The sequence below is a fragment of the Corynebacterium sp. 22-2729 genome, from assembly GCF_053479475.1.
In genome coordinates this window covers 133,157-151,598 of sequence record NZ_JBRBCA010000002.1, presented here as the reverse complement: position 1 = coordinate 151,598, position 18,442 = coordinate 133,157, and the positions used below count along the sequence as shown (strand labels likewise).

General features: G+C 59.3%; 18 protein-coding genes. 12 read left to right on the top strand and 6 right to left on the bottom strand.

The window, feature by feature from the left end; genetic code table 11:
* Positions 1 to 249 precede the first annotated feature (249 nt).
* Together rplU and rpmA are read left to right on the top strand one after the other, a co-directional pair.
* Positions 250 to 552, top strand: coding sequence for a 50S ribosomal protein L21 (rplU, locus tag ACUY2T_RS02170; protein ID WP_273353719.1), 303 nt, complete (start codon positions 250 to 252; stop codon positions 550 to 552).
* A gap of 45 nt (positions 553 to 597) precedes the next feature.
* Positions 598 to 864: a 50S ribosomal protein L27 gene (gene rpmA, locus ACUY2T_RS02165; RefSeq protein WP_005296479.1), complete on the top strand. Its 267-nt coding sequence runs from the start codon at positions 598 to 600 to the stop codon at positions 862 to 864.
* Between the two features lie 183 nt (positions 865 to 1,047).
* Here the strand turns inward: rpmA and ACUY2T_RS02160 are convergent, their stop codons facing one another.
* From ACUY2T_RS02160 to ACUY2T_RS02150, 3 genes are read right to left on the bottom strand one after another with little or no spacing between them, the layout of a single operon-like run.
* Positions 1,048 to 1,833 carry an ABC transporter ATP-binding protein gene (locus ACUY2T_RS02160; RefSeq protein ID WP_448307349.1) on the bottom strand — a complete coding sequence of 262 codons (786 nt, stop codon included), beginning with the start codon at positions 1,831 to 1,833 and terminating at the stop codon, positions 1,048 to 1,050.
* A gap of 3 nt (positions 1,834 to 1,836) precedes the next feature.
* Positions 1,837 to 3,003: a FecCD family ABC transporter permease gene (locus tag ACUY2T_RS02155; protein WP_448307347.1), complete on the bottom strand. Its 1,167-nt coding sequence runs from the start codon at positions 3,001 to 3,003 to the stop codon at positions 1,837 to 1,839.
* 37 nt (positions 3,004 to 3,040) lie between these two features.
* The gene (locus tag ACUY2T_RS02150; protein ID WP_448307345.1) at positions 3,041 to 4,222 is read right to left on the bottom strand and encodes an ABC transporter substrate-binding protein; all 1,182 of its coding nucleotides are present in this window, start codon (positions 4,220 to 4,222) and stop codon (positions 3,041 to 3,043) included.
* A gap of 200 nt (positions 4,223 to 4,422) precedes the next feature.
* On the opposite strand from ACUY2T_RS02150, the gene obgE reads away from it, so the two are divergent.
* The 3 genes from obgE (at position 4,423) to ACUY2T_RS02135 (ending at position 8,658) form a co-directional block, all read left to right on the top strand.
* Positions 4,423 to 5,934 carry a GTPase ObgE gene (gene obgE / locus ACUY2T_RS02145; protein ID WP_448307343.1) on the top strand — a complete coding sequence of 504 codons (1,512 nt, stop codon included), beginning with the start codon at positions 4,423 to 4,425 and terminating at the stop codon, positions 5,932 to 5,934.
* 140 nt (positions 5,935 to 6,074) lie between these two features.
* Positions 6,075 to 7,334 carry a glutamate 5-kinase gene (gene proB / locus ACUY2T_RS02140; protein WP_448307341.1) on the top strand — a complete coding sequence of 420 codons (1,260 nt, stop codon included), beginning with the start codon at positions 6,075 to 6,077 and terminating at the stop codon, positions 7,332 to 7,334.
* A 19-nt stretch (positions 7,335 to 7,353) separates the two neighbouring features.
* A complete protein-coding gene (locus ACUY2T_RS02135; protein WP_448307339.1) occupies positions 7,354 to 8,658 on the top strand; it encodes a glutamate-5-semialdehyde dehydrogenase in 1,305 nt (434 codons plus the stop codon).
* A 57-nt stretch (positions 8,659 to 8,715) separates the two neighbouring features.
* Here the strand turns inward: ACUY2T_RS02135 and ACUY2T_RS02130 are convergent, their stop codons facing one another.
* A complete protein-coding gene (locus ACUY2T_RS02130) occupies positions 8,716 to 9,558 on the bottom strand; it encodes a YwiC-like family protein (RefSeq protein WP_448307338.1) in 843 nt (280 codons plus the stop codon).
* Between the two features lie 132 nt (positions 9,559 to 9,690).
* On the opposite strand from ACUY2T_RS02130, the gene nadD reads away from it, so the two are divergent.
* From nadD to holA, 7 genes are all read left to right on the top strand, one after another.
* A complete protein-coding gene (gene nadD / locus ACUY2T_RS02125) occupies positions 9,691 to 10,329 on the top strand; it encodes a nicotinate-nucleotide adenylyltransferase (protein ID WP_293791467.1) in 639 nt (212 codons plus the stop codon).
* Positions 10,330 to 10,383: 54 nt separating this feature from the next.
* On the top strand, positions 10,384 to 10,857 hold the full coding sequence (gene rsfS, locus ACUY2T_RS02120) for a ribosome silencing factor (RefSeq protein WP_293791415.1): 474 nt from the start codon (positions 10,384 to 10,386) through the stop codon (positions 10,855 to 10,857).
* A gap of 14 nt (positions 10,858 to 10,871) precedes the next feature.
* Positions 10,872 to 11,681: a histidine phosphatase family protein gene (locus tag ACUY2T_RS02115; RefSeq protein ID WP_448307336.1), complete on the top strand. Its 810-nt coding sequence runs from the start codon at positions 10,872 to 10,874 to the stop codon at positions 11,679 to 11,681.
* Between the two features lie 3 nt (positions 11,682 to 11,684).
* Positions 11,685 to 12,677 carry a DegV family protein gene (locus tag ACUY2T_RS02110; RefSeq protein ID WP_293791413.1) on the top strand — a complete coding sequence of 331 codons (993 nt, stop codon included), beginning with the start codon at positions 11,685 to 11,687 and terminating at the stop codon, positions 12,675 to 12,677.
* 134 nt (positions 12,678 to 12,811) lie between these two features.
* The gene (locus tag ACUY2T_RS02105) at positions 12,812 to 13,732 is read left to right on the top strand and encodes a ComEA family DNA-binding protein (protein WP_293791412.1); all 921 of its coding nucleotides are present in this window, start codon (positions 12,812 to 12,814) and stop codon (positions 13,730 to 13,732) included.
* A gap of 133 nt (positions 13,733 to 13,865) precedes the next feature.
* Positions 13,866 to 15,716 carry a ComEC/Rec2 family competence protein gene (locus tag ACUY2T_RS02100; protein WP_448307333.1) on the top strand — a complete coding sequence of 617 codons (1,851 nt, stop codon included), beginning with the start codon at positions 13,866 to 13,868 and terminating at the stop codon, positions 15,714 to 15,716.
* Positions 15,717 to 15,751: 35 nt separating this feature from the next.
* On the top strand, positions 15,752 to 16,741 hold the full coding sequence (gene holA / locus ACUY2T_RS02095) for a DNA polymerase III subunit delta (protein ID WP_448307331.1): 990 nt from the start codon (positions 15,752 to 15,754) through the stop codon (positions 16,739 to 16,741).
* 18 nt (positions 16,742 to 16,759) lie between these two features.
* Here the strand turns inward: holA and ACUY2T_RS02090 are convergent, their stop codons facing one another.
* A complete protein-coding gene (locus tag ACUY2T_RS02090) occupies positions 16,760 to 17,797 on the bottom strand; it encodes an ADP-ribosylglycohydrolase family protein (protein WP_448307329.1) in 1,038 nt (345 codons plus the stop codon).
* A gap of 201 nt (positions 17,798 to 17,998) precedes the next feature.
* Positions 17,999 to 18,262, bottom strand: coding sequence for a 30S ribosomal protein S20 (rpsT, locus tag ACUY2T_RS02085; RefSeq protein ID WP_005296442.1), 264 nt, complete (start codon positions 18,260 to 18,262; stop codon positions 17,999 to 18,001).
* Positions 18,263 to 18,442: the final 180 nt, after the last annotated feature.

The following is an 18,442-nucleotide window of genomic DNA, read 5'->3' as shown; positions in this document are numbered from 1 at the left end:
TCGCTGTTCGTTCCGCCGGTGACCAGCTTTAACGCGCGCGTCGTCGGGGACTGTGCGAATGTACTCGCTACCCAGCTTGGTGCGTTCGCATGGTGTGCTCCGATTTTCGGGGGAACGGACGCAGCTAAGCAAAAGTAACAGTCAGGATGCTTCCTTTAAGGGTGAAGGGCTCCATCGCGTGCACGATGGCCTTCGGCTTAAGAAGGAGGCTGCCTGAGCCGATAAGAGAAATTAAAGGGGTAGCCCTACATGTACGCGATCGTCAAGACCGGCGGAAAGCAGTACAAGGTTGCCGAAGGTGACCTCGTCAAGGTCGAGAAGATCGAGGGTGAGCCGGGTTCGTCCGTGGCTCTCACCCCGGTTCTCGTCGTCGATGGCGCAAACGTCACCACCGGTGACAAGCTGGCATCTGTCAACGTCAACGCTGAGATCGTAGAGCACGTCCGCGGACCGAAGATCCGTGGTATGCACTACCGCAACAAGACCGGTTACAAGCGCCGTTTCGGCCACCGTCAGACCCTCACGGTTCTGAAGGTCACCGGTATCAAGTAAACTACCGAGACACTTCAATAATCTTCCTTAAGGAGGGAGAGACAAATGGCACACAAGAAGGGTGCATCTAGCTCCAACAACGGCCGTGACTCCGAGTCCAAGCGTCTCGGTGTAAAGCGCTTCGGCGGCCAGCAGGTCAAGGCCGGCGAGATCCTGATCCGCCAGCGTGGTACCTCTTTCCACCCGGGTGAGAACGTCGGTCGCGGTGGCGACGACACTCTGTTCGCTCTGAAAGCCGGCGCCGTACAGTTCGCTACCAAGCGTCGTCGTCGCGTGGTGAACATCGTCGAGAACGAGGCAGTCGAGGCCTAGACCTGACGCGCCTAAGGCAAAAGCCTTATAACGCCAAAGAAGTCCAGTGGACGCACAAGATGCGTGCACTGGACTTTTTGTATCTACAATCAGGCCGTTGAGGAAAGAACAGTGCAATGAAAAAGCCCCGTTGCACCGGGGCTTTTGGGGGTAGATATGGGGAGCCTGCTAGGCAGGGCGGTATTACTCTTCGACGGGGCAAATGACGGGCGTGCTGTCATCATCCAGCACCTTCGCCCGCAGCCCGTATACTTCCTCTAGCAAACCTGGGGTAAGCACCTCGGAAGGCCGACCCTGCGCCATGAGGCGCCCCTGGTGGAGCACGATCAGACGATCACAGTAGCGTGCAGCGAGGTTGAGATCGTGAATCGCAATCAGAGCCACGGAATCATTCCGGCTTACTTCACGGCGAATGAGCTTCAACAGCTCCACCTGGTGCCGCAGATCCAATGCGGACGTTGGCTCGTCAAGAAGAAGCACCTCAGGCTCGCGCACCAGCATCTGCCCGACGGCAACCAGCTGCCGCTGACCGCCAGAGAGCTCATGAACATGGCGTGATGCCAGGTGTGTAATGCCGAGGCGCTCCATCACCGAGGCTGCGAGCTCCTGGGCACGAGCGGCAGAGCTGCTTCCAGCGCCGCTGTGTGCAAACGCGCGCGACGAACGGCGAGTGGCCACGAGGATCGACTCGAAAGCCGTCAGGGTAGCGCTGGACAGCAAGTCCTGCGGCACATAGCCGATCGCCTCGCGCCGCGCGCCGCCAGTGAGTTCTTTGCCGTCGACGGTGATGCTACAGGTGCCTTGTGACGCCTTCTGTATCCCTGCGATCGTTTTCACCAGGGTGGACTTGCCAGCGGCGTTAGGCCCCAAGAGGCCCGTAATCGTTCTCGGCTCGAAGCCGGAAGCCGATACTCCCTTCAGCACAGGGCGTTTGCCATAACGGACATGAATGTCGTCGAGAGTGAGCATGAATTAAGACCCCCAGAGAGTGCGTCGGCGAGCAAAGATCAGCACGAGGAAGAAGGGCACGCCAACCAGGGAAGTGATGATCCCGATCGGTACGGCAACACCCGGAACGATCGTAATGGAGACTGCGTGGGCGGCTGCCAGCAGTAGAGCACCGGCGGCCATAGAGGCAGGAGCGAAGTAACGCTGATCCTCGCCTACAAGCATGCGTGCTACGTGTGGGCCAACCAGGCCGATGAAGCCGATCACGCCAGCAAAAGCCACCGCGCTGGCTGCCAACAGCGAAGACACGACCAGGGTGGAGACGCGCAGGCGCTGGACGTTGATTCCCAGTGCAGCCGCTCGGTCGTCGCCCAACCGCAATGCGGTGAGCTTCCACGAGTTAAAGATTGTGAACGGGATTGCAATTGCCAGGGATCCCAGGATGATCGCGTTAGAGGTCCAGGTAGCGCGCTGCAAAGAGCCCATTGTCCAAAAAACGATCTGCTGCAAAGCCTCAGTGGTCGCGCGGTACTGCATTAAGGAGAGCAGTGCCTGGAACAGGAAAACAAGGGCAATGCCTAAGAGGATCATCGATTCGGCGCTGGCTCCGCGCCAGACGGCGGCGCCAGCTACGACGAAGACCGCGATCAGCGAAGTTACCCACGCCACGGCGGCGAGGTTGAATTGCGGGTTTGCCAGTACGGTCCAGCCCATAACGATCGATGCCGCACCACCAAAAGCGGCCGCCGCGGAGATTCCCAGGGTGAACGGCTCGGCAAGCGGGTTATCCAGAATGGTCTGCATATGTGCCCCAGAAAGCGACAGTGAAGCTCCGATGAGCACTGCCATAACTGCAGCTGGCAGTCGTAGGTTCCACAGCACTGTGCGGGTGGTCTCGTCTACGCCATCGGGATTAAAAAGCCCATTCCACAGCTCGGAGAGGCTGAGGTCGATAGGGCCAACAATGGTGGCGATGGCAAAAGCCACGAGCGCTGCGATCGTCAATGCGACGATCGCTAGAATCTTGCGCCGTGACTGACGGCGATAGTGCTGGATAACCTCGTTGGCTGCGGGGGAAGCGCCGGATTCCGCATCGTCGTTTGCATTTGCAACCGGGGTTATGTCTGACGAATCGGCGGCTTGGATGGCTTGCGCTGCCGATTTTTCTTCTGAGGTAACTAGGTGAGACATCGAATTACTTCTGGGTCGACTTACTTAATGGATCGCGTTAGTTCTTGATTGACGTGAAGAACGTTCCGGAATACTCAAACGGGAGCCACTTCTTGTGGAAGTCAGCAAAGTCGCGCTGTGGATCGAGATCCTTGAAGGTCTCCGGCTGGAGCCACTTGGCGAATTGCTCGAGAGCGAACACGTTCAGCGGGGAATCGTAGAACTGGTGATAAACCCCGTGTAGCTTGCCTTCCTTAGGAGCCTTTAGAGCTGTGAAGCCTGGAGTTTCCAGAAGACCTTGGAGCGTCTTCTCGGAGACGTTGGGCTTAGCTTTGTAGCCGAGCTCCACGTGGGGGAGGACCTCCGGCTTCTCCGGGTCCTTAGCCCAGGCGCCGCCGGTGGCGATGATCTGCTCGGGCTGTTCAGAAATGATCTTCTCTGCGGTCAGGTCACCAGATTCGGACTCCAGCAGGCTGTCGCCCAGGTTTTCGCCACCGGCGGCGTTCACGAGGTCGCCGAGGTTGGATTCCTTCACCGTGGCGCAGCAATCCTTCATTCCTGCCGCCTGCCACACCAGTGTCTTTGGTTTGTTCTTTGCGGCGCTGGCGCGGTCGGTGATGTCCTTGACCTTGGCGCTGTAGAAGTCGTTGAACTCCTTGGCCTTGTCTTCCTTGCCAAAGAGCTGACCGTAGAGATCCATAGTCTTCGTGGTGTTCTCCAGTGGCTTTTGGCGGAAGTCGGTGAACACATACTTCAGGCCGGCCTGGTCCATTTTTGTCAGCAGGCCGGATTCTTCGGCAGCTTTCTTGTGATCCAGGGTGAGCACGGTGACATCTGGTTTGTGGGATAGCAGACTTTCTACGCTCACGTCGCCCTGTGCGATATTGCCCACCGTCGGTAGATCCTTTAAATCTTTATGTGTTGCAGCAAGTTTCTCCTCATAGGAGGGGGCAGCCTTGTGCAGGTCGGAGCCGATCGCCACGACTTTTTCCATGGGATCCTCCTTATTGAGGATGGAGGTGGCGAACAGGCCGCGGCCTTCTGCGAGAAGGATTCTTTCTGGTTTGTGGTCGAAGCTGACCTGGCGGCCAGTGACGTCAGTGACCGTGACTGATCCACCAGCTCCATTCGCGTCAGAGTTAGAATCAACTACTCCTGACGCACCGCAGGCTGCGAGTCCCAGTGCGAGGGTAGCTCCAATGACTCCTGCGCAGAGCTTGCGCAGAGGAGAAAAACGCATAGTGAGTCCTTTACGTGGGGGTGAGTAGGCCAACAAGAACATAAAGTTAGCCAACCCTTACTGAATGCAAGGGTAGGCTAACTATAAATCATGATCGTGGCAAGGAAAAATAAAGAGCCGCGGAAGCTGTTCTTTAGGTTGATGTTGAAATCCCCTATAGACTCGGAGCTCGAAGATTCAATTGGGGTGAAAGGAACGTCATGCCACAATTCGTTGATCGCGTAGTGCTGCACCTGCAGGCCGGTGACGGTGGCCACGGCTGTGCCTCCGTTCACCGTGAAAAGTTCGTACCCCTTGGAGGCCCCGATGGAGGCAACGGTGGCCACGGTGGGGACATCATTTTGGAAGTCTCTCCACAAGTCCATACCCTTCTGGACTTTCACTTCCACCCGCATATCAAGGCTCCGCGCGGAAACAACGGCGCCGGCGATCATCGACACGGCGCCCGCGGTGAAGATCTTGTGCTTCAGGTTCCCGAAGGAACAGTCGTACTGAACTCAGACGGGGAAGCAATTGCGGACCTGACTGGCAGGGGAACGCGGATGATCGTCGCCGCGGGTGGGCACGGTGGACTGGGAAACGCGGCGTTGGCGTCCAAAAGCAGAATAGCCCCAGGATTCGCGCTACTCGGTGAGCCTGGCGAGACCAAAGACATCACCCTAGAGCTTAAGTCCATGGCCGACGTCGGACTGGTGGGTTTTCCCTCGGCGGGTAAGAGTTCACTGATTTCCGTGCTCTCCGCAGCTAAGCCAAAGATCGCGGACTACCCATTTACGACTCTGGTTCCCAACCTGGGTGTGGTGAACCTCGGCCACGAGGTTTTCACCATCGCCGACGTTCCGGGCCTTATCCCCGGCGCCAGCGAAGGCAAGGGACTGGGGCTGGACTTCTTGCGCCACATCGAGCGCACCGCGGTTCTGGCTCATGTTGTCGACGCCGCCTCGCTCGAAGCAGACCGCAATCCCGTAGCTGACATCAAGGCGCTGGAAAAAGAACTGGCGAACTATCAGGAGGAGCTGGCGAGCGACTCCGGGTTGGGTGACCTGCGTGAGCGTCCCCGCGTCATCATCCTCAACAAGATGGACGTGCCAGATGCTTCGGACATGGCCGACCTACAGGAAGAAGAGCTTAAAGAGTTCGGTTGGCCGATCTTCCGCATTTCCACCGTTGCGCATCAAGGACTTGATGCACTGAAGTATGCGCTGATGGATATTGTGAAGGCCCATCGCAAGGCGCATCCCGTGGAGGAGAAGCCGGCACAGGTCATTACCCCGAAGGGGCTGCGAAAGCGCAGCGGTGGACGCTTTGCCGAGTTCGAGGTCGAAGTCGATCCATCCGCCGAAGATGCCTACATTGTGCGCGGCGAGAAGATTGAGCGGTGGATCCGCCAAACCGACTTCGAAAACGACGAAGCCGTCGGCTACCTTGCCGACCGTTTGGCGAAGGCAGGAGTGGAGCAGGAACTCTACAAGGCTGGCGCCGATGCCGGCAGCGAGGTCACGATCGGCGAGATCACGTTCGAATGGGATCCGCAGACCGCCGCTGGTGTGGACGTTATGCGCAGTGGGCGTGGCACCGATGCACGCCTTGAGCAGACCACCCGCGCTACTCCGGAAGAGCGCAAGCGTGCTTCCCAGGCCCGTCGTGGCCTCATCGATGAGAATGATTTTGGTGATGGGGAAGTCGCAGAGCGCGAGCGTTGGCAGGGGTAGTCGCCTTGCGCTAATCCGCACAAGGTGCGAGCGGGGGCTGGCATACTGGGTTGTATGTCATCCTCCGATTCCGACTTTGAAGCCGAAAAAGAGTTCAGTTCAGCCCAGTCCGCGTTTAGCTACGCCGGACCGGGGGGGAGGTGACCCCCGAACCCGTGGCGCCTGTGCCCACCTACGGTCAGAGGCCGGTGCACGAACCGGGGCCGGTGGTTCCTGCGACGTCGATCGAGTTTCCCGAGCCAGAGGCCGATGAAGATGACCCGGCGATGGGCCACAATTCCGATGTCCGTAGCGACATCGCTCATGCCCGCCGCCTCGTGGTAAAGATTGGCTCCTCCTCGCTGACCGATGATGAGGGTCGGGTTGACCCGAATCAGATCGACATGATCGCCGATGCACTGGAAGCGCGAATGGCGCGCGATACGGACGTCATTGTCGTATCCTCTGGCGCGGTGGCCTGCGGAATGGGGCCGCTGGAACTCTCACAACGCCCCACCGACTTGGCTACAAAACAGGCAGCCGCATCCGTCGGCCAAGTGCTGCTGGCTCAGGAATGGGCGCGAAGCTTCGCCCGTTACGGCCGAACTATCGGCCAGGTTCTTCTTACTGCTTCCGACGCCGCAGAGCGCGACCGTGCCCGTAATGCCCAGCGCACCATTGACCGCTTGCGCCAGCTCAAGGCTGTGCCGATTGTCAACGAGAACGATACGGTTGCGACGTCCGAAATGCGCTTCGGCGATAACGACCGCCTGGCTGCGCTCGTGAGCCACTTGGCCTTCGCGGATGCCTGCGTTCTGCTATCCGATGTGGATGGCCTTTATGATCGCAACCCAGCCGAGCCAGGCGCGCAGTTTATCGCTGAAGTGAGGACTTCCAAGGATCTTAAAGGCGTAGCGGCTGGCGATGGTGGGCGACTGGGAACCGGCGGTATGGCCGCGAAGGTATCTGCAGCTCGCCTTGCCTCCCGCGCAGGCGTGCCTGTGTTGCTAACCTCGACGGAAAACATCGGTGCCGCGCTGGATACTGCAGAGGTTGGAACTTGCTTCTGGCCGGATCAGGATCGCCTGAGTGCCTGGAAGTTCTGGGTGCTCTACGCAGCGGATTCCCATGGTCAGCTACACCTGGACGCCGGCGCGGTACGTGCCGTAACAGAGCGCCACAAGTCCCTGCTTTCCGTGGGAATTACCAAGGTCGATGGTGACTTCTCGCAGCGGGATGTGGTGGATCTGGTCGGCCCGGACGGCAAGATCGTTGGCCGTGGCGAAGTTGCCTACGATTCCGCCATGCTGCACGACTTGATCGGCCAGTCAACCTCCGACCTGCCGGAGTTCGCCCGCAGGCCGGTGGTACACGCCGACTACATGTCCCATTATTCGAACCGAGCGCAGCTCAAGGGCTAGTTCGCTAGCATGGGTTGGTATGACAAACTCCAACGACGCTAAAGAGAACACTCTGTCCCCGGAACGTCAGGCAGAACGTGACGAAGTTCTAGCCAAGGCCAAGAAGGCCAAGGAGGTTAGCTCCCAGCTGCTGCTCAATACTCAGCAGAAGAACGATCTGTTGGCCGCAGCTGCTGACGCGCTGGAGGCCAACGCGGCGGATATCATCGCCGCCAACGAGAAGGACATCGAAGCCGGCAAGGAGCGCGGCTTTGCCGACTCCCTGCTGGATCGTCTGGCTCTGGATACCGAGCGTATCGCCGGTATCGCCGGAGGATTGCGACAGGTCATCGGCCTGTCCGATCCTGTGGGTGAGATTGTTCGCGGCCACACTCGCCCCAACGGTTTGCGCATGAAGCAGGTGCGTGTACCCCTGGGCGTGATGGGAATGGTGTACGAAGCTCGCCCAAACGTCACCGTCGATGCTTTTGGTCTGGCTATCAAGTCCGGTAACGTGCCACTGCTGCGCGGCTCCAAGTCTGCCCGCCACACCAATCAGAAGCTGGTGCAGATCCTCCAGGACGTGGCCGAGTCCCACGACCTGCCTCGCGAGCTGGTGCAGCTGCTGCCGTGTGATACTCACGATTCGGTGCAGGATCTCATTACCGCCCGTGGCCTGGTGGACCTGGTCATTCCGCGCGGTGGAGCCGGGCTAATTAACGCGGTTGTGCTGGGTGCGACCGTCCCGACCATTGAAACCGGCACCGGAAACTGCCACTTTTACATCGACTCTTCGGCGGATATCGAGGAGGCGACGAAGCTCGTCATCAACGGCAAGACCCGTCGCTGCTCCGTGTGCAACGCCACCGAGGTTCTGCTGCTGGATTCCGCCCTGCCGGATCCGGATAAGATCTATGTTCTGGAAGAGCTGCAGAAGGCAGGCGTAACCCTGCACGGCGAGAAGAAGCAGCTGGATCCGTTGATCAACGATGTTGTCCAGGCCGAGGAGAGCGACTGGACCGACGAATACCTCAGCTTCGATATCGCCGTTGCCATCGTTGATGGTGTAGAGGAAGCCGTAACGCACATCAATCGCTTCGGTACCAGCCACACGGAGGGCATTGCTGCCCGCGATTACAAGACCACCAGTTACTTCGAGCAGTACGTCGATGCAGCGGCTGTTTCTATTAACACCTCTACCGCCTGGACGGATGGAGAGATGTTCGGCTTTGGCGCGGAGATCGGCATTTCCACCCAAAAGCTGCACGCCCGCGGTCCGATGGGGCTGCCGGAACTCACGAGCACCAAGTGGATCATCAACGGCGAAGGCCAGGTACGCCCATAGCCGTCTGGTTGTGACGCCTACTTTTCCGTTTGAGAAGTGGGCGTCACAAAAAGACAGCTACACCACGAGCGTTAAGCTCGCGCCGAGAGCCAGAACCAGACACAGCGGAACCTCCCACATGCCAACCTTCTTAGGCGTCCACTCGCGGGGGTTAGCCTTCGCGATCGGTGGCACAAGCTTGGCGCGTAGGGTAGCTGCGGCCATGAGCAGGATCATCAGCGGTGCGCTGGCCGTATAGCCACCGTCCAACGCCGCTGCGGTGGCAGTGATCAGCGTGACCAGCAACGCGATACGGTGATAGCGCAGGGAAATGCGCTCGAAGGGGGCATTATCGCGCTCGCGGATGATCGTCTTGACGTAGAAGATCGTGCCAGTGAAATAAAGGCCAATGGTCAATGTGGTTACCCAGACCGCCACTGGAGCTTCGCTGAAGAACCACGGCAGGATGGAAAAGCCACTGGCAGAGACTGCAACGATGTACATCAATGCGCTCGCGATCGTGGTGGCTATGCCGGACATGAGGCTGCGGGGGCGCCGTCGAAAAACCTCCATGAGGGCAATGGCGATCAACGGCACGAAGGCAACTGTCCACCACAGCAGCCGTGGCTGCAGATAGAGAACGATTGCGGCGAACGTGGCCGTCAGCGCGCCGTAGGTCAGAGTCGGCCACAGATAAGCACGACGTCGCGTCGGGTTGCGAGTCTTGAACCACAAACCAAAGGCGAAATAGGTGAAGTACCCGAAGATCCAGGCCAGTGGCATGAAAGTTAGCGCCAACCACTGGACGGGATTGCCATAGGACGGTGCAATGACGTCAGCGGTGATTAGCCCCGTGACAATAGGAAGGAAAAGCATTGCCCACGCGCCGTGCTGGTTCGGAACCCAAGGATTGGTTCTCATCGCTAGATCGGACACTCCTTGCGCTTTGACCTATAATTTTGGGCAATCGTTCGCCCGTACCCCTCCAGATTAGAATCTTCCGAACGGAAAGAAAAAGACCTGGTGAAGGAAGTTGAGAAGGTAGAAACAACAGTGCAAAAGACCACCACACAGCCCACCCGGGTCGGCATCATGGGTGGCACGTTCGACCCGATCCACAATGGGCACCTGGTTGCTGGTAGCGAGGTTGCGGACCTTTTCGACCTGGATGTGGTGGTTTTTGTACCGACCGGACAGCCATGGCAGAAAAGGCACAAGCGGGTATCTGCGGCCGAGGACCGATACCTCATGACCGTCATTGCGACGGCCTCCAACCCGCGCTTCCTGGTATCCCGTGTGGATATCGACCGTGGCGGGGATACGTACACCGTGGACACCCTTGCTGATATTCGCGCCCAATACCCTGAAGCCGAGCTGTTCTTTATTACCGGTGCAGATGCGCTGCAGAAGATCGTCACATGGCGGGACTGGGAGAAGATCTTCGATCTAGCGCACTTCGTGGGAGTGACTCGCCCCGGCTACGAACTACCCAAGGGTGATGACGATAGCGATGACCCGCTGTCGAAGGAAGTATCGGCGGGGCGCCTGTCCTTGGTCGAGATTCCTGCGATGGCCATTAGCTCCACCGACGTGCGGGAGCGGGCTACCAGTGGACGCCCAGTGTGGTACTTGGTGCCCGATGGCGTGGTGCAGTACATCGCCAAGCACGGCATGTACGTTTCCAGCGAATAGCTGGTGGGTTGCTAAACTGGATTTGTTTTTAACCAATAATGAAGGGCTGATTTTTTGACTGCCACCGCAGAATCTATCGCGCTCGCCGGAGTGGCGGCGCGCGCAGCGGCTGAGAAGCTGGGGGAGGACATCCTGGTTCTCGATGTCTCGGATCGCTTGGCCATCACCGACGTATTCGTCATCGTCAGTGGCGATAATGAGCGCATGGTTAACTCCATCGTCGACGAGGTGGAGTACGAAGTGGGCCAGGACGGGCCAAAGCCGACTCGCCGCGAAGGTCGCGGCGAAGGGCATTGGGTGTTGTTGGATTATGGCAATGTTGTAGTGCATGTGCAGCGCAAGCAAGAGCGCGAATTCTACGCACTGGATCGTCTGTGGCGAGACGCCCCACAGATCGAGGTGGAAGGCGTGGAGCAGCTGGATCGCGGCGGCAACTGGGATGCCGACGTAGACGTGGACGTGCTGGAAGCCACTAGCATTGACGACCTTCCGTTGGCCGGGCCTGCCCCGGACGCGGACGAACTCTAAGCGCCAGGCCGTTCATGCGTGAGCGCAGGGTCTACTTGGTCCGTCACGGGCAGACGGAATATAACGCCACGGGGCGTATGCAGGGACAGCTGGACACCGATCTTTCTCAAGTGGGAGTACAGCAGGCCAAGGTGACGGCGCAGATGCTAGGGGACAAGCGGATTGCGCGGGTCATCTCCAGCGACTTGCGCCGCGCCTACGATACTGCGCTGATCCTTGCTGAGCCTTTCGGTTGCGAGGTTACGACCGACGTGCGTTTGCGGGAGACGGATCTGGGGCAATGGCAGGGCGCCTCGCGCGAGGACGTTGACCGTGAGTTTCCAGGGCAACGGGCTTATTGGCGCCATGATCCACAGTGGGCACCGCCGGGAGGCGAGACGCGCTTGGAGGTTGCGGAGCGAGCAAATGCCGTGATCGAGGAGATCATGGCTACAGACACGTTTGATGAAGGCGATGTGATGATCGTTGCCCATGGTGGGACGATCGGTGCTTTGACCGCACGCCTGCTGGATCTGCCGGTGCGTTACTACCCGGTATTCACCGGCCTGGGAAATGCTTGCTGGTCACAGTTGCTGGCTCGCCCGCGTTTTACCGGCGAGGCCAAGGGCACTAATCCGGTGGCCGTCGACGGTTCAACGGTGCCTCTGGTTGCTTCCACCCGTGAGGACTGGTGGGTGCTTCCGCAGTGGCATCTGGAGGGGTGGAACCTTGGCGTAGCCACCGACGCAAGCCCGGATGAGGGGGCGCTGCCAGGTGGTTCTTCTAGTTCTTTGGGTAGCGACGCCACCACTTCCTCTGTGCGCGATTCCAGCGAAGGTAGGTAGGAAGTGACTGTCCAGATTGTCACTGATTCCTCTTGCTGTCTGCCGGAGGATGTAGCTAAAAAGGCCGGCATAACGGTCCTGGATCTTCATGTTGAGGGCGAGGGTGAAGAACAAACCACCTCGAGTCTCAGCTCCTTGGAGCTGACCGCGAGCTATGCCCGGCTTTTGGAGCGCGGCGGGGATGAAGGCGTGCTGGCGCTGCACCTTTCCAAGCAGCTTTCCGCAACCTATGCCAATGCTTGCGTTGCTGCAGGAGTGTTCGACGGTCAGGTACGGGTTCTGGATACGAAGAATATCGGCATGGTGTTGGGCTTTGCCGCTTTAAATGCCGCCGAGGCTGCGCAACAGGGGGCGGATCTGGATGCTGTGGTGGCGGTGGCCGAGGAGTCACTGCAGAATTCTTCGCTGTGGTTATACGTCCATCAATTGGACGTGCTCCGCAAGGGTGGACGACTGTCGGTGGGGCAGGCGCTCCTGACCTCTACGCTCGCGATTAAGCCGATCCTGCAGCTGGCCGAGGGAAAATTGACGCTGGCAGCTAAAACCCGCACCCAGGCCAAGGCCATGGATCGGGTGGTGAATTTCGTTCGCCGACTAGTGATAGACGAGGCAGTACAGGCCAGTGGGAACCCTCGGGCCGTTCACATCGCCGTGCACCATAGCGATGCCGAGGAGCAGGCCGTGGATCTATCGGCGCGGATCGGGGAGATGGTGGAGGATCTCAACCAGCTCAAGGCACCAACTGAGCAACCAGAGCCGCGCCCGCATGGTCTGCGCAGGCAGGTTCGCATAGAGACCTGGAAGTCGTTACCGCAGGTAGAGGTACGCATTGTTAACATCCCCGAAGTGCTGCAGTTGCACGTGGGGCAAGGCGCACTGGGGGTGGCGGCGACCATGCAGGGAAAGGCCGAACTAACTGAGTCTGCTGAGGCTAACGAGCCCGCAGACAAGACGAACACTGACAAGAAGAGCACAGACAAGAAGAAAGCGGACTGACCCCTTAGCGAAAGCGTAGTGCGTCAGTCACTGTTTTCCACAGGCTGCACGTTTTCCACAGCCCTCTGGGCTTTTGCTGTTGGCAAGCTGTCATGCAAGGCCACGATGCCTAACTCGTATGGTGTGCTCGGCGCATGTCTACACGACGAATGCGGCAGAGTTCCGTAGAAAAAGTACGCGCACGCGCTGAAGCGTTGGCCCAGCCAATGCCGGAGCATGAACTCTCCAATGTCGATTTGGACACCCATGCAGTCATTGGCGGAAGAGCCTCCCGGGCACTGATCGGTCTCGTTGTAGTGGCGGTACTGATTTGCGTGACGCTGTTCGCCTGCCAGCGCGGGGGTGAGAATGGTGCGTCGGAAGCGAGCGGAACCGAACTTCTTGCAGGCACTAGTGGGCCGGCTGTTGGTGCTTCAGGAACCTCACCCGCCCCTGTGGTACAAGGTGTTGAACAGTCGGAACATGTCCCCGGTGGCATGGGCGATGGCCAAGGAAGCGCTGGGGGAGCTGGAGCAGATGACAAGGGCGACGAACAGGATGTTGTAGTCAGCGTGCAGGGGATGGTGCGCCGTCCTGGCCTGCTGAGGTTGAAGTCCAGTACGCGCGTAGGGGAAGCGATTGAGGCCGCCGGTGGAGGACTGCCAAAGTCGGTGGTGTTAGGCATCAACCTCGCTGAACCCGTCGGCGATGGTATGCAGATCGTGGTGGATGATCGCGGTTCGCGAGTGGTCTACGCAGGCGGAGCCGTCTCCGCACCGGGAGGCGCCGGGGCGAAGGGCGCTAGCGCCGGTAATGCGGGCACTGCTGGAAATACGGGGAACGCAGGGGGTAGAGGTGGCACAGCGGGCGCGGAGGGTGCAGAGGGCAAGGTGAACCTCAACACCGCGGATTCCACACAGCTGGAAACAATCAGCGGTATCGGCCCAGCAACAGCCGAGGCCATCATCGCCTGGCGCGATTCCAATGGCCCTTTTACCAGCGTGGAGCAGCTTTTGGAGGTCCGAGGGATCGGACCTGCGAAGTTCGAGGCAATGCGCGATGCCGTTACCCTCTAGAAAGTCGACATCCCCGGCGTTCCGTCGATCCCAGGGATCCGCAGGCGCTGAGCTGTTTCTGCCGAGGTCAGCTACTCCAGATCCTTTCACTCCAGAGCCATTCACTCCGGAGGCGGTCACCAAAGCTCGGGGTATGGATGTGCGGCTCGTGCCGGTTGCCCTTGCGTGCTGGCTGATGGCCGCCGCGATCATCCTGACCCGCAGCTCTTGGCCTCTCGCGTTTGGCAGCGTAGTCACGGTCATGAGCGTTGCAGGGTGGCTTTATCTTCGCAGGAGCTTGCGCGGGCGACCGTGGCGGATGCTCCCGCGAAGCGTTGCTGTTGTCGGTGCCACCGCCAGCACAGTCGGGCTGGGTACGTGGTTGCGGATCCTACTTATTGACGCCCAACTGCAACTGCGAAACCTCTCCACAGGCACAGGCAGTGTGCGGGAGAGCGTGACTGTGGCCGGATTACCGAAACAGGTGGCGGAGGGAACGGTGATGGTTCCCGTGAACGTGCATGGCCTAGGCGAGGTGCCGCTCTTCCTACGCCCGGATTTGGCTGAGGCGGGTAACGGAACACTCAGCGATTTCACTGAGCTGCAACCCGGAATGAGCTTCGACATCGCAGCCACCGCACGTCCCAGCCAAGGCGCGGAGATGCTTCCCCTCACGCTCTCGGCCACGCGTGCACCGGAGAATATCACTGGTCCGGAAGGACTGTGGCGCATCACCAGCTGGTTGCGCTCCAGCTTTCATGGATTGTGCGCTGATTTGCCGTGGGATACCGGAAAGATTCTGCCTGGCATGGTGATGGGGGATGTCAGCATGCAAGATTCCACATTGCGTAATCAATTCACCGTCACTGGGCTAAGTCACCTCAGCGCGGTTTCTGGCTCCAATGTCGCAGTGGTTACTGGCGCAGCCCTGGTTCTAGCAACGGCATGCAAAGCGGGACGGCTTACTCGGCTGGCGGTAGCTGGGGTGGCCCTGGTGGTTTTCGTACTGCTGGTCGGGCCGGAAGCAAGTGTTCTGCGGGCTGCCATTATGGGCAGTGTTGGGCTGTGCGCCGTAGCCTCCGCCCGGTGGACGGATGTGATCGCCTCTCTCTGCGCGGCGGTGATTCTGCTGATGGTGATCTTTCCGGAGATGTCAATCAGCTATGCCTTCGTGCTGTCTGGTGCAGCGACGGCGGGAATTGTTGTGGTGTTGCCATGGTGGTCAAAAGCCGTACTGACACGGATGACACTGATTCCGTGGTTATCCATAAACGGCCATCCCACACAGTTGCAGGCAATGCTGGTGCGCATGGTGTTGGTGGCCATCGCTGCGGATCTTGTGACCATACCGATCATCATTCACATGACAGGCAAAGTTTCGCTGGTAGCCGTGGCATGCAATTTGGCGGTGACAGCGGCGGTTCCCATCATTACTGTGCTGGGTCTGGCGGCCGCGCTCGTGGCCGCGATCTACCCGCCGGTGACGGCACCGTTGGCCACGATCATCATTGCCCCAGCCGTGCCTTGTGCAGCCTGGATTCTACGGGTGGCAAGCATTGGCTCCAGTGTCCCGATGCTCGCCACCCCAGGTGGATGGACGTGGGCAGGTGTGGCTACCGGATTGCTTGCATTGCTGTTGCTCAGCGTGCGTTTCTTTCGGCACTGGCGCAGACTTCGGTGGTGCTGGGCAACGGTGCTATGGGGCCTAGTGATATTGGGGGCATGGGGACGAGGAGGCGTCCTAAAGCTAGAAAAGCCAGAAACACCCGCAGCGCTTGTAAGTGGGCCGATAGAACTCCGCGACAAAATCGTGATTCGGGTGCGCGATGATGCGCAGGCACTGCGGCAACAGCAAGAAATAGAGGTGGCAGTGGGGAGAGCCGGCGGGACAGGAAAGGTCGCGGTGATAGTAACGCAGTGTGGCAAACCCCACGACAGACCAAGTTTTATGCCCAATGGGGTACCGGTGCACTACCCATGCAAAGACAACCTAGAGATCCGTTAGGGATCCATGGGCGGGGATCTGGCAAGATCGAAACTATGAATGTGCCCGCCGCTGCGCCCGCCCCTGAGCACCCCGCACCCATCAACATGATCGTCGGGGGCGACGACTTCCTCGCCGAACGGCGCAGGCAAGGCATTGTAGAACAGGCACGGGCAGCCAGCGGGGATCCGAACTTACCAGTAGAGATGCGTAAAGCCTCGGAACTCAGTGCCCCTGAGCTGGCCGAACTGCTCAGCCCCAGTCTGTTCGCCGAAGACCGCATCGTGGTGGTCACCGGCGTAGAGGACACGGGTAAGGAGATCATCGGACTGCTTGAGCAGGCCATTAAAGACCCGGCAGATGGCGTGGTGTTGATCATCGTGCACACCGGCAAGGGACGCAACAAGAAACTCGTGGACAGCTGGCCGAAGCTTGGTGCCGTGGTATTCCAAGCCGGGGAGCTAAAAGGCCGCGAGCAGCTGGCATTTATCGACCAGGAATTCCGCTCTCAGGGTGCGCGCGTGACCCGCGAAACATGTGAACTTTTGCTGGACGTGGTTGGAAGTGACCTGCGGCAGTTGGCCAGCGCCATCAGCCAGCTCATCGCTGATACCGACGGGCAGGTCGATGCAACCGCAGTGAAGCGGTACTACCAAGGGAAAGCCGAGGTCAGTGGGTTTGAGGTTGCCGATTATGCCATTGCCGGAAACGTCCGAGCCGCCGTGGCTTTGGCGCGCCGGGCGCTTCAGTTGGGAGTGGCTCCGGTCCTTCTTGCGAGCGCGCTAAGCTCCGCCGTGGCGGATATTGCGAAGGTAGCGGGTGTCGGAAATATTAACTCCCGCCGCGATGCGGCGAAGTTTGGCATGGCACCGTGGAAGTTGGACAAGACTATCCGCACTGCGCGGCGCTGGACCACCCCCATGATCGCCCAGGCGGTGCAAATCACAGCAAACCTGGATGCAGGTGTGAAAGGCCATAGCGCCGACCCCGACTATGCCGTGGAGGACGCCGTGCGCCAGATCGCACACATTGCAGGGCGACGTTAGCGCAGGTGTGCCTGGGGATTAGCGCAGGTTAAAGCCCTTCCACAAGCCACAGTGAACCGCGTCATCATAGCGGGTTTCAAAATGGTACTCGCGCGAACTCTCCCAGTCGTCCACTCCGCCTTCCAGGTGGGAGCCGATTAGCGCACCAGTCAGCGACGTGCGGGTATTGCGGTTTCCCGGCCAGTTAACTGCCACATGCAGGAAATCATGCGGGGCGTACTGTTCTCGGTGATCCAAGTACAACTGCGTCAGCAGCAGGGCAGAAGCCGTGCAGGAACCTGCGTCCCACCCCTGGCCGAGGATTTGCACAAACTTCCTGCGGTGCCGGTACAGCTCCTCAAAATCTCCCTGCTCCAGGAACGGATGCAGATGCTCTCGCACAGCATCCACGCGGGAAATCAACTCGCTTAGCGGCACATCAGGACCGGTTAGATCCGTAATAAGTGCCGTATCCAGATCCTTGAGGATGTCGGATTTTTCCTCGTTTGTCAGCAGATTGTCGTTGTCGAAGTTTTCATCACCGGCCAGACCCCCGGCCACGTCCAAGAGATTGGCGCCCTTTCGGGCAGACATCAGGCAGGCCATTACTGCACACGCAGCGCGAGCCACACCCGAATCATGGGTAATCACGCCCTGGAGCACCGACCAGCCGACGCTCTGATCCGACGGGGCTAGCAGTGCGCTTGCGGCCACACGCATCACGGCACCTGCGCCTCCGGAGTGCGAAGCCACATCGTCCCAGTGCTCGGCACCGAGTTGGCTTAGACGATCCAGCGATTCGGTCGTCGAAGCACCGGGGGAGCGATCGTAGTCCGGGTCGGCGTGATAGTTGATGAACTGCTGACCGATGGCCTGCATGCCTTCCTCACGATCCAGGTTGTCCCGGTCGATGTCCAGCATCGCGGCGCAGAGAGCCAGCGTCATTTGCGTATCGTCGGTGATAACCAGCTGCTCCGGCAGGGGGGTGCGGTCTGGCTGCGGTGGGTTTTGGTACGGATAGCCCCATGCATCGCCCAAAGCGGTGCCGAGCAGGGCTGAGCGGAAGCGATCCTTCATCCCTTTGTCGAACTCCTTCGAAAACTAAAACTTAAGGCTCACAATCCTGGATAGCTAGATCACTAGCTTAGGGCATAATGAAAACCCGCACCCAGGCAAGGTGGTTGCTGTTGCTGCTTTGTGACGCAACATCTCAACCCCGTGTAGAAGGTGCGGGTTATTTTTACGCAAAGAGCGGGTGGAAACCTTTGAAAAGGATCCTTAAGCCATCTTGTTGAAGCGAGCGGCCATGCCGGACTTCTTGTTAGCCGCGTTGTTGCGGTGGATGGTGCCCTTGGTGACAGCCTTGTCGTAGAAGCGGGAAGCGACGCGCAGCTGTGCCTCTGCGGCCTCCTTGTCGCCAGCCTCAACGGCGGCGTTGAACTTGCGAGTCTCGGTGCGCAGACGGGAGCGGATAGCCTGGTTGCGCTTACGAGCGATCTCGTTGGTGAGAACGCGCTTCTTCTGCTGCTTGATGTTTGCCATGGTGGCGTGCCTCTTCTTTCAAAAAGTCTTCGGTAAAAATGTTCTGTTCATCAGGGAAACGGGCTCCCTCAACGGCCTCGCGATCTCTAACATCCCACCCAAGGTCCTGCGGGATGCGGCGTGGCCTGCAGTGCAGACGCTAGGCGCCCAGTAGCGGAGTTACTCTGGATAGCACCGTGA

Bases quoted from the DNA above. Each gene is read 5' to 3' on its own strand.
- ACUY2T_RS02100 (WP_448307333.1), top strand. From the start codon at position 13,866: ATGGATGTGCGGCTCGTGCCGGTTGCCCTTGCGTGCTGGCTGATGGCC.
- rpsT (WP_005296442.1), bottom strand. From the start codon at position 18,262: ATGGCAAACATCAAGCAGCAGAAGAAGCGCGTTCTCACCAACGAGATC.
- ACUY2T_RS02090 (WP_448307329.1), bottom strand. From the start codon at position 17,797: ATGAAGGATCGCTTCCGCTCAGCCCTGCTCGGCACCGCTTTGGGCGAT.
- holA (WP_448307331.1), top strand. From the start codon at position 15,752: ATGAATGTGCCCGCCGCTGCGCCCGCCCCTGAGCACCCCGCACCCATC.
- ACUY2T_RS02105 (WP_293791412.1), top strand. From the start codon at position 12,812: ATGTCTACACGACGAATGCGGCAGAGTTCCGTAGAAAAAGTACGCGCA.
- ACUY2T_RS02130 (WP_448307338.1), bottom strand. From the start codon at position 9,558: ATGAGAACCAATCCTTGGGTTCCGAACCAGCACGGCGCGTGGGCAATG.
- ACUY2T_RS02160 (WP_448307349.1), bottom strand. From the start codon at position 1,833: ATGCTCACTCTCGACGACATTCATGTCCGTTATGGCAAACGCCCTGTG.
- ACUY2T_RS02115 (WP_448307336.1), top strand. From the start codon at position 10,872: ATGCGTGAGCGCAGGGTCTACTTGGTCCGTCACGGGCAGACGGAATAT.
- obgE (WP_448307343.1), top strand. From the start codon at position 4,423: ATGCCACAATTCGTTGATCGCGTAGTGCTGCACCTGCAGGCCGGTGAC.
- ACUY2T_RS02150 (WP_448307345.1), bottom strand. From the start codon at position 4,222: ATGCGTTTTTCTCCTCTGCGCAAGCTCTGCGCAGGAGTCATTGGAGCT.
- rplU (WP_273353719.1), top strand. From the start codon at position 250: ATGTACGCGATCGTCAAGACCGGCGGAAAGCAGTACAAGGTTGCCGAA.
- ACUY2T_RS02135 (WP_448307339.1), top strand. From the start codon at position 7,354: ATGACAAACTCCAACGACGCTAAAGAGAACACTCTGTCCCCGGAACGT.
- ACUY2T_RS02155 (WP_448307347.1), bottom strand. From the start codon at position 3,003: ATGTCTCACCTAGTTACCTCAGAAGAAAAATCGGCAGCGCAAGCCATC.
- rpmA (WP_005296479.1), top strand. From the start codon at position 598: ATGGCACACAAGAAGGGTGCATCTAGCTCCAACAACGGCCGTGACTCC.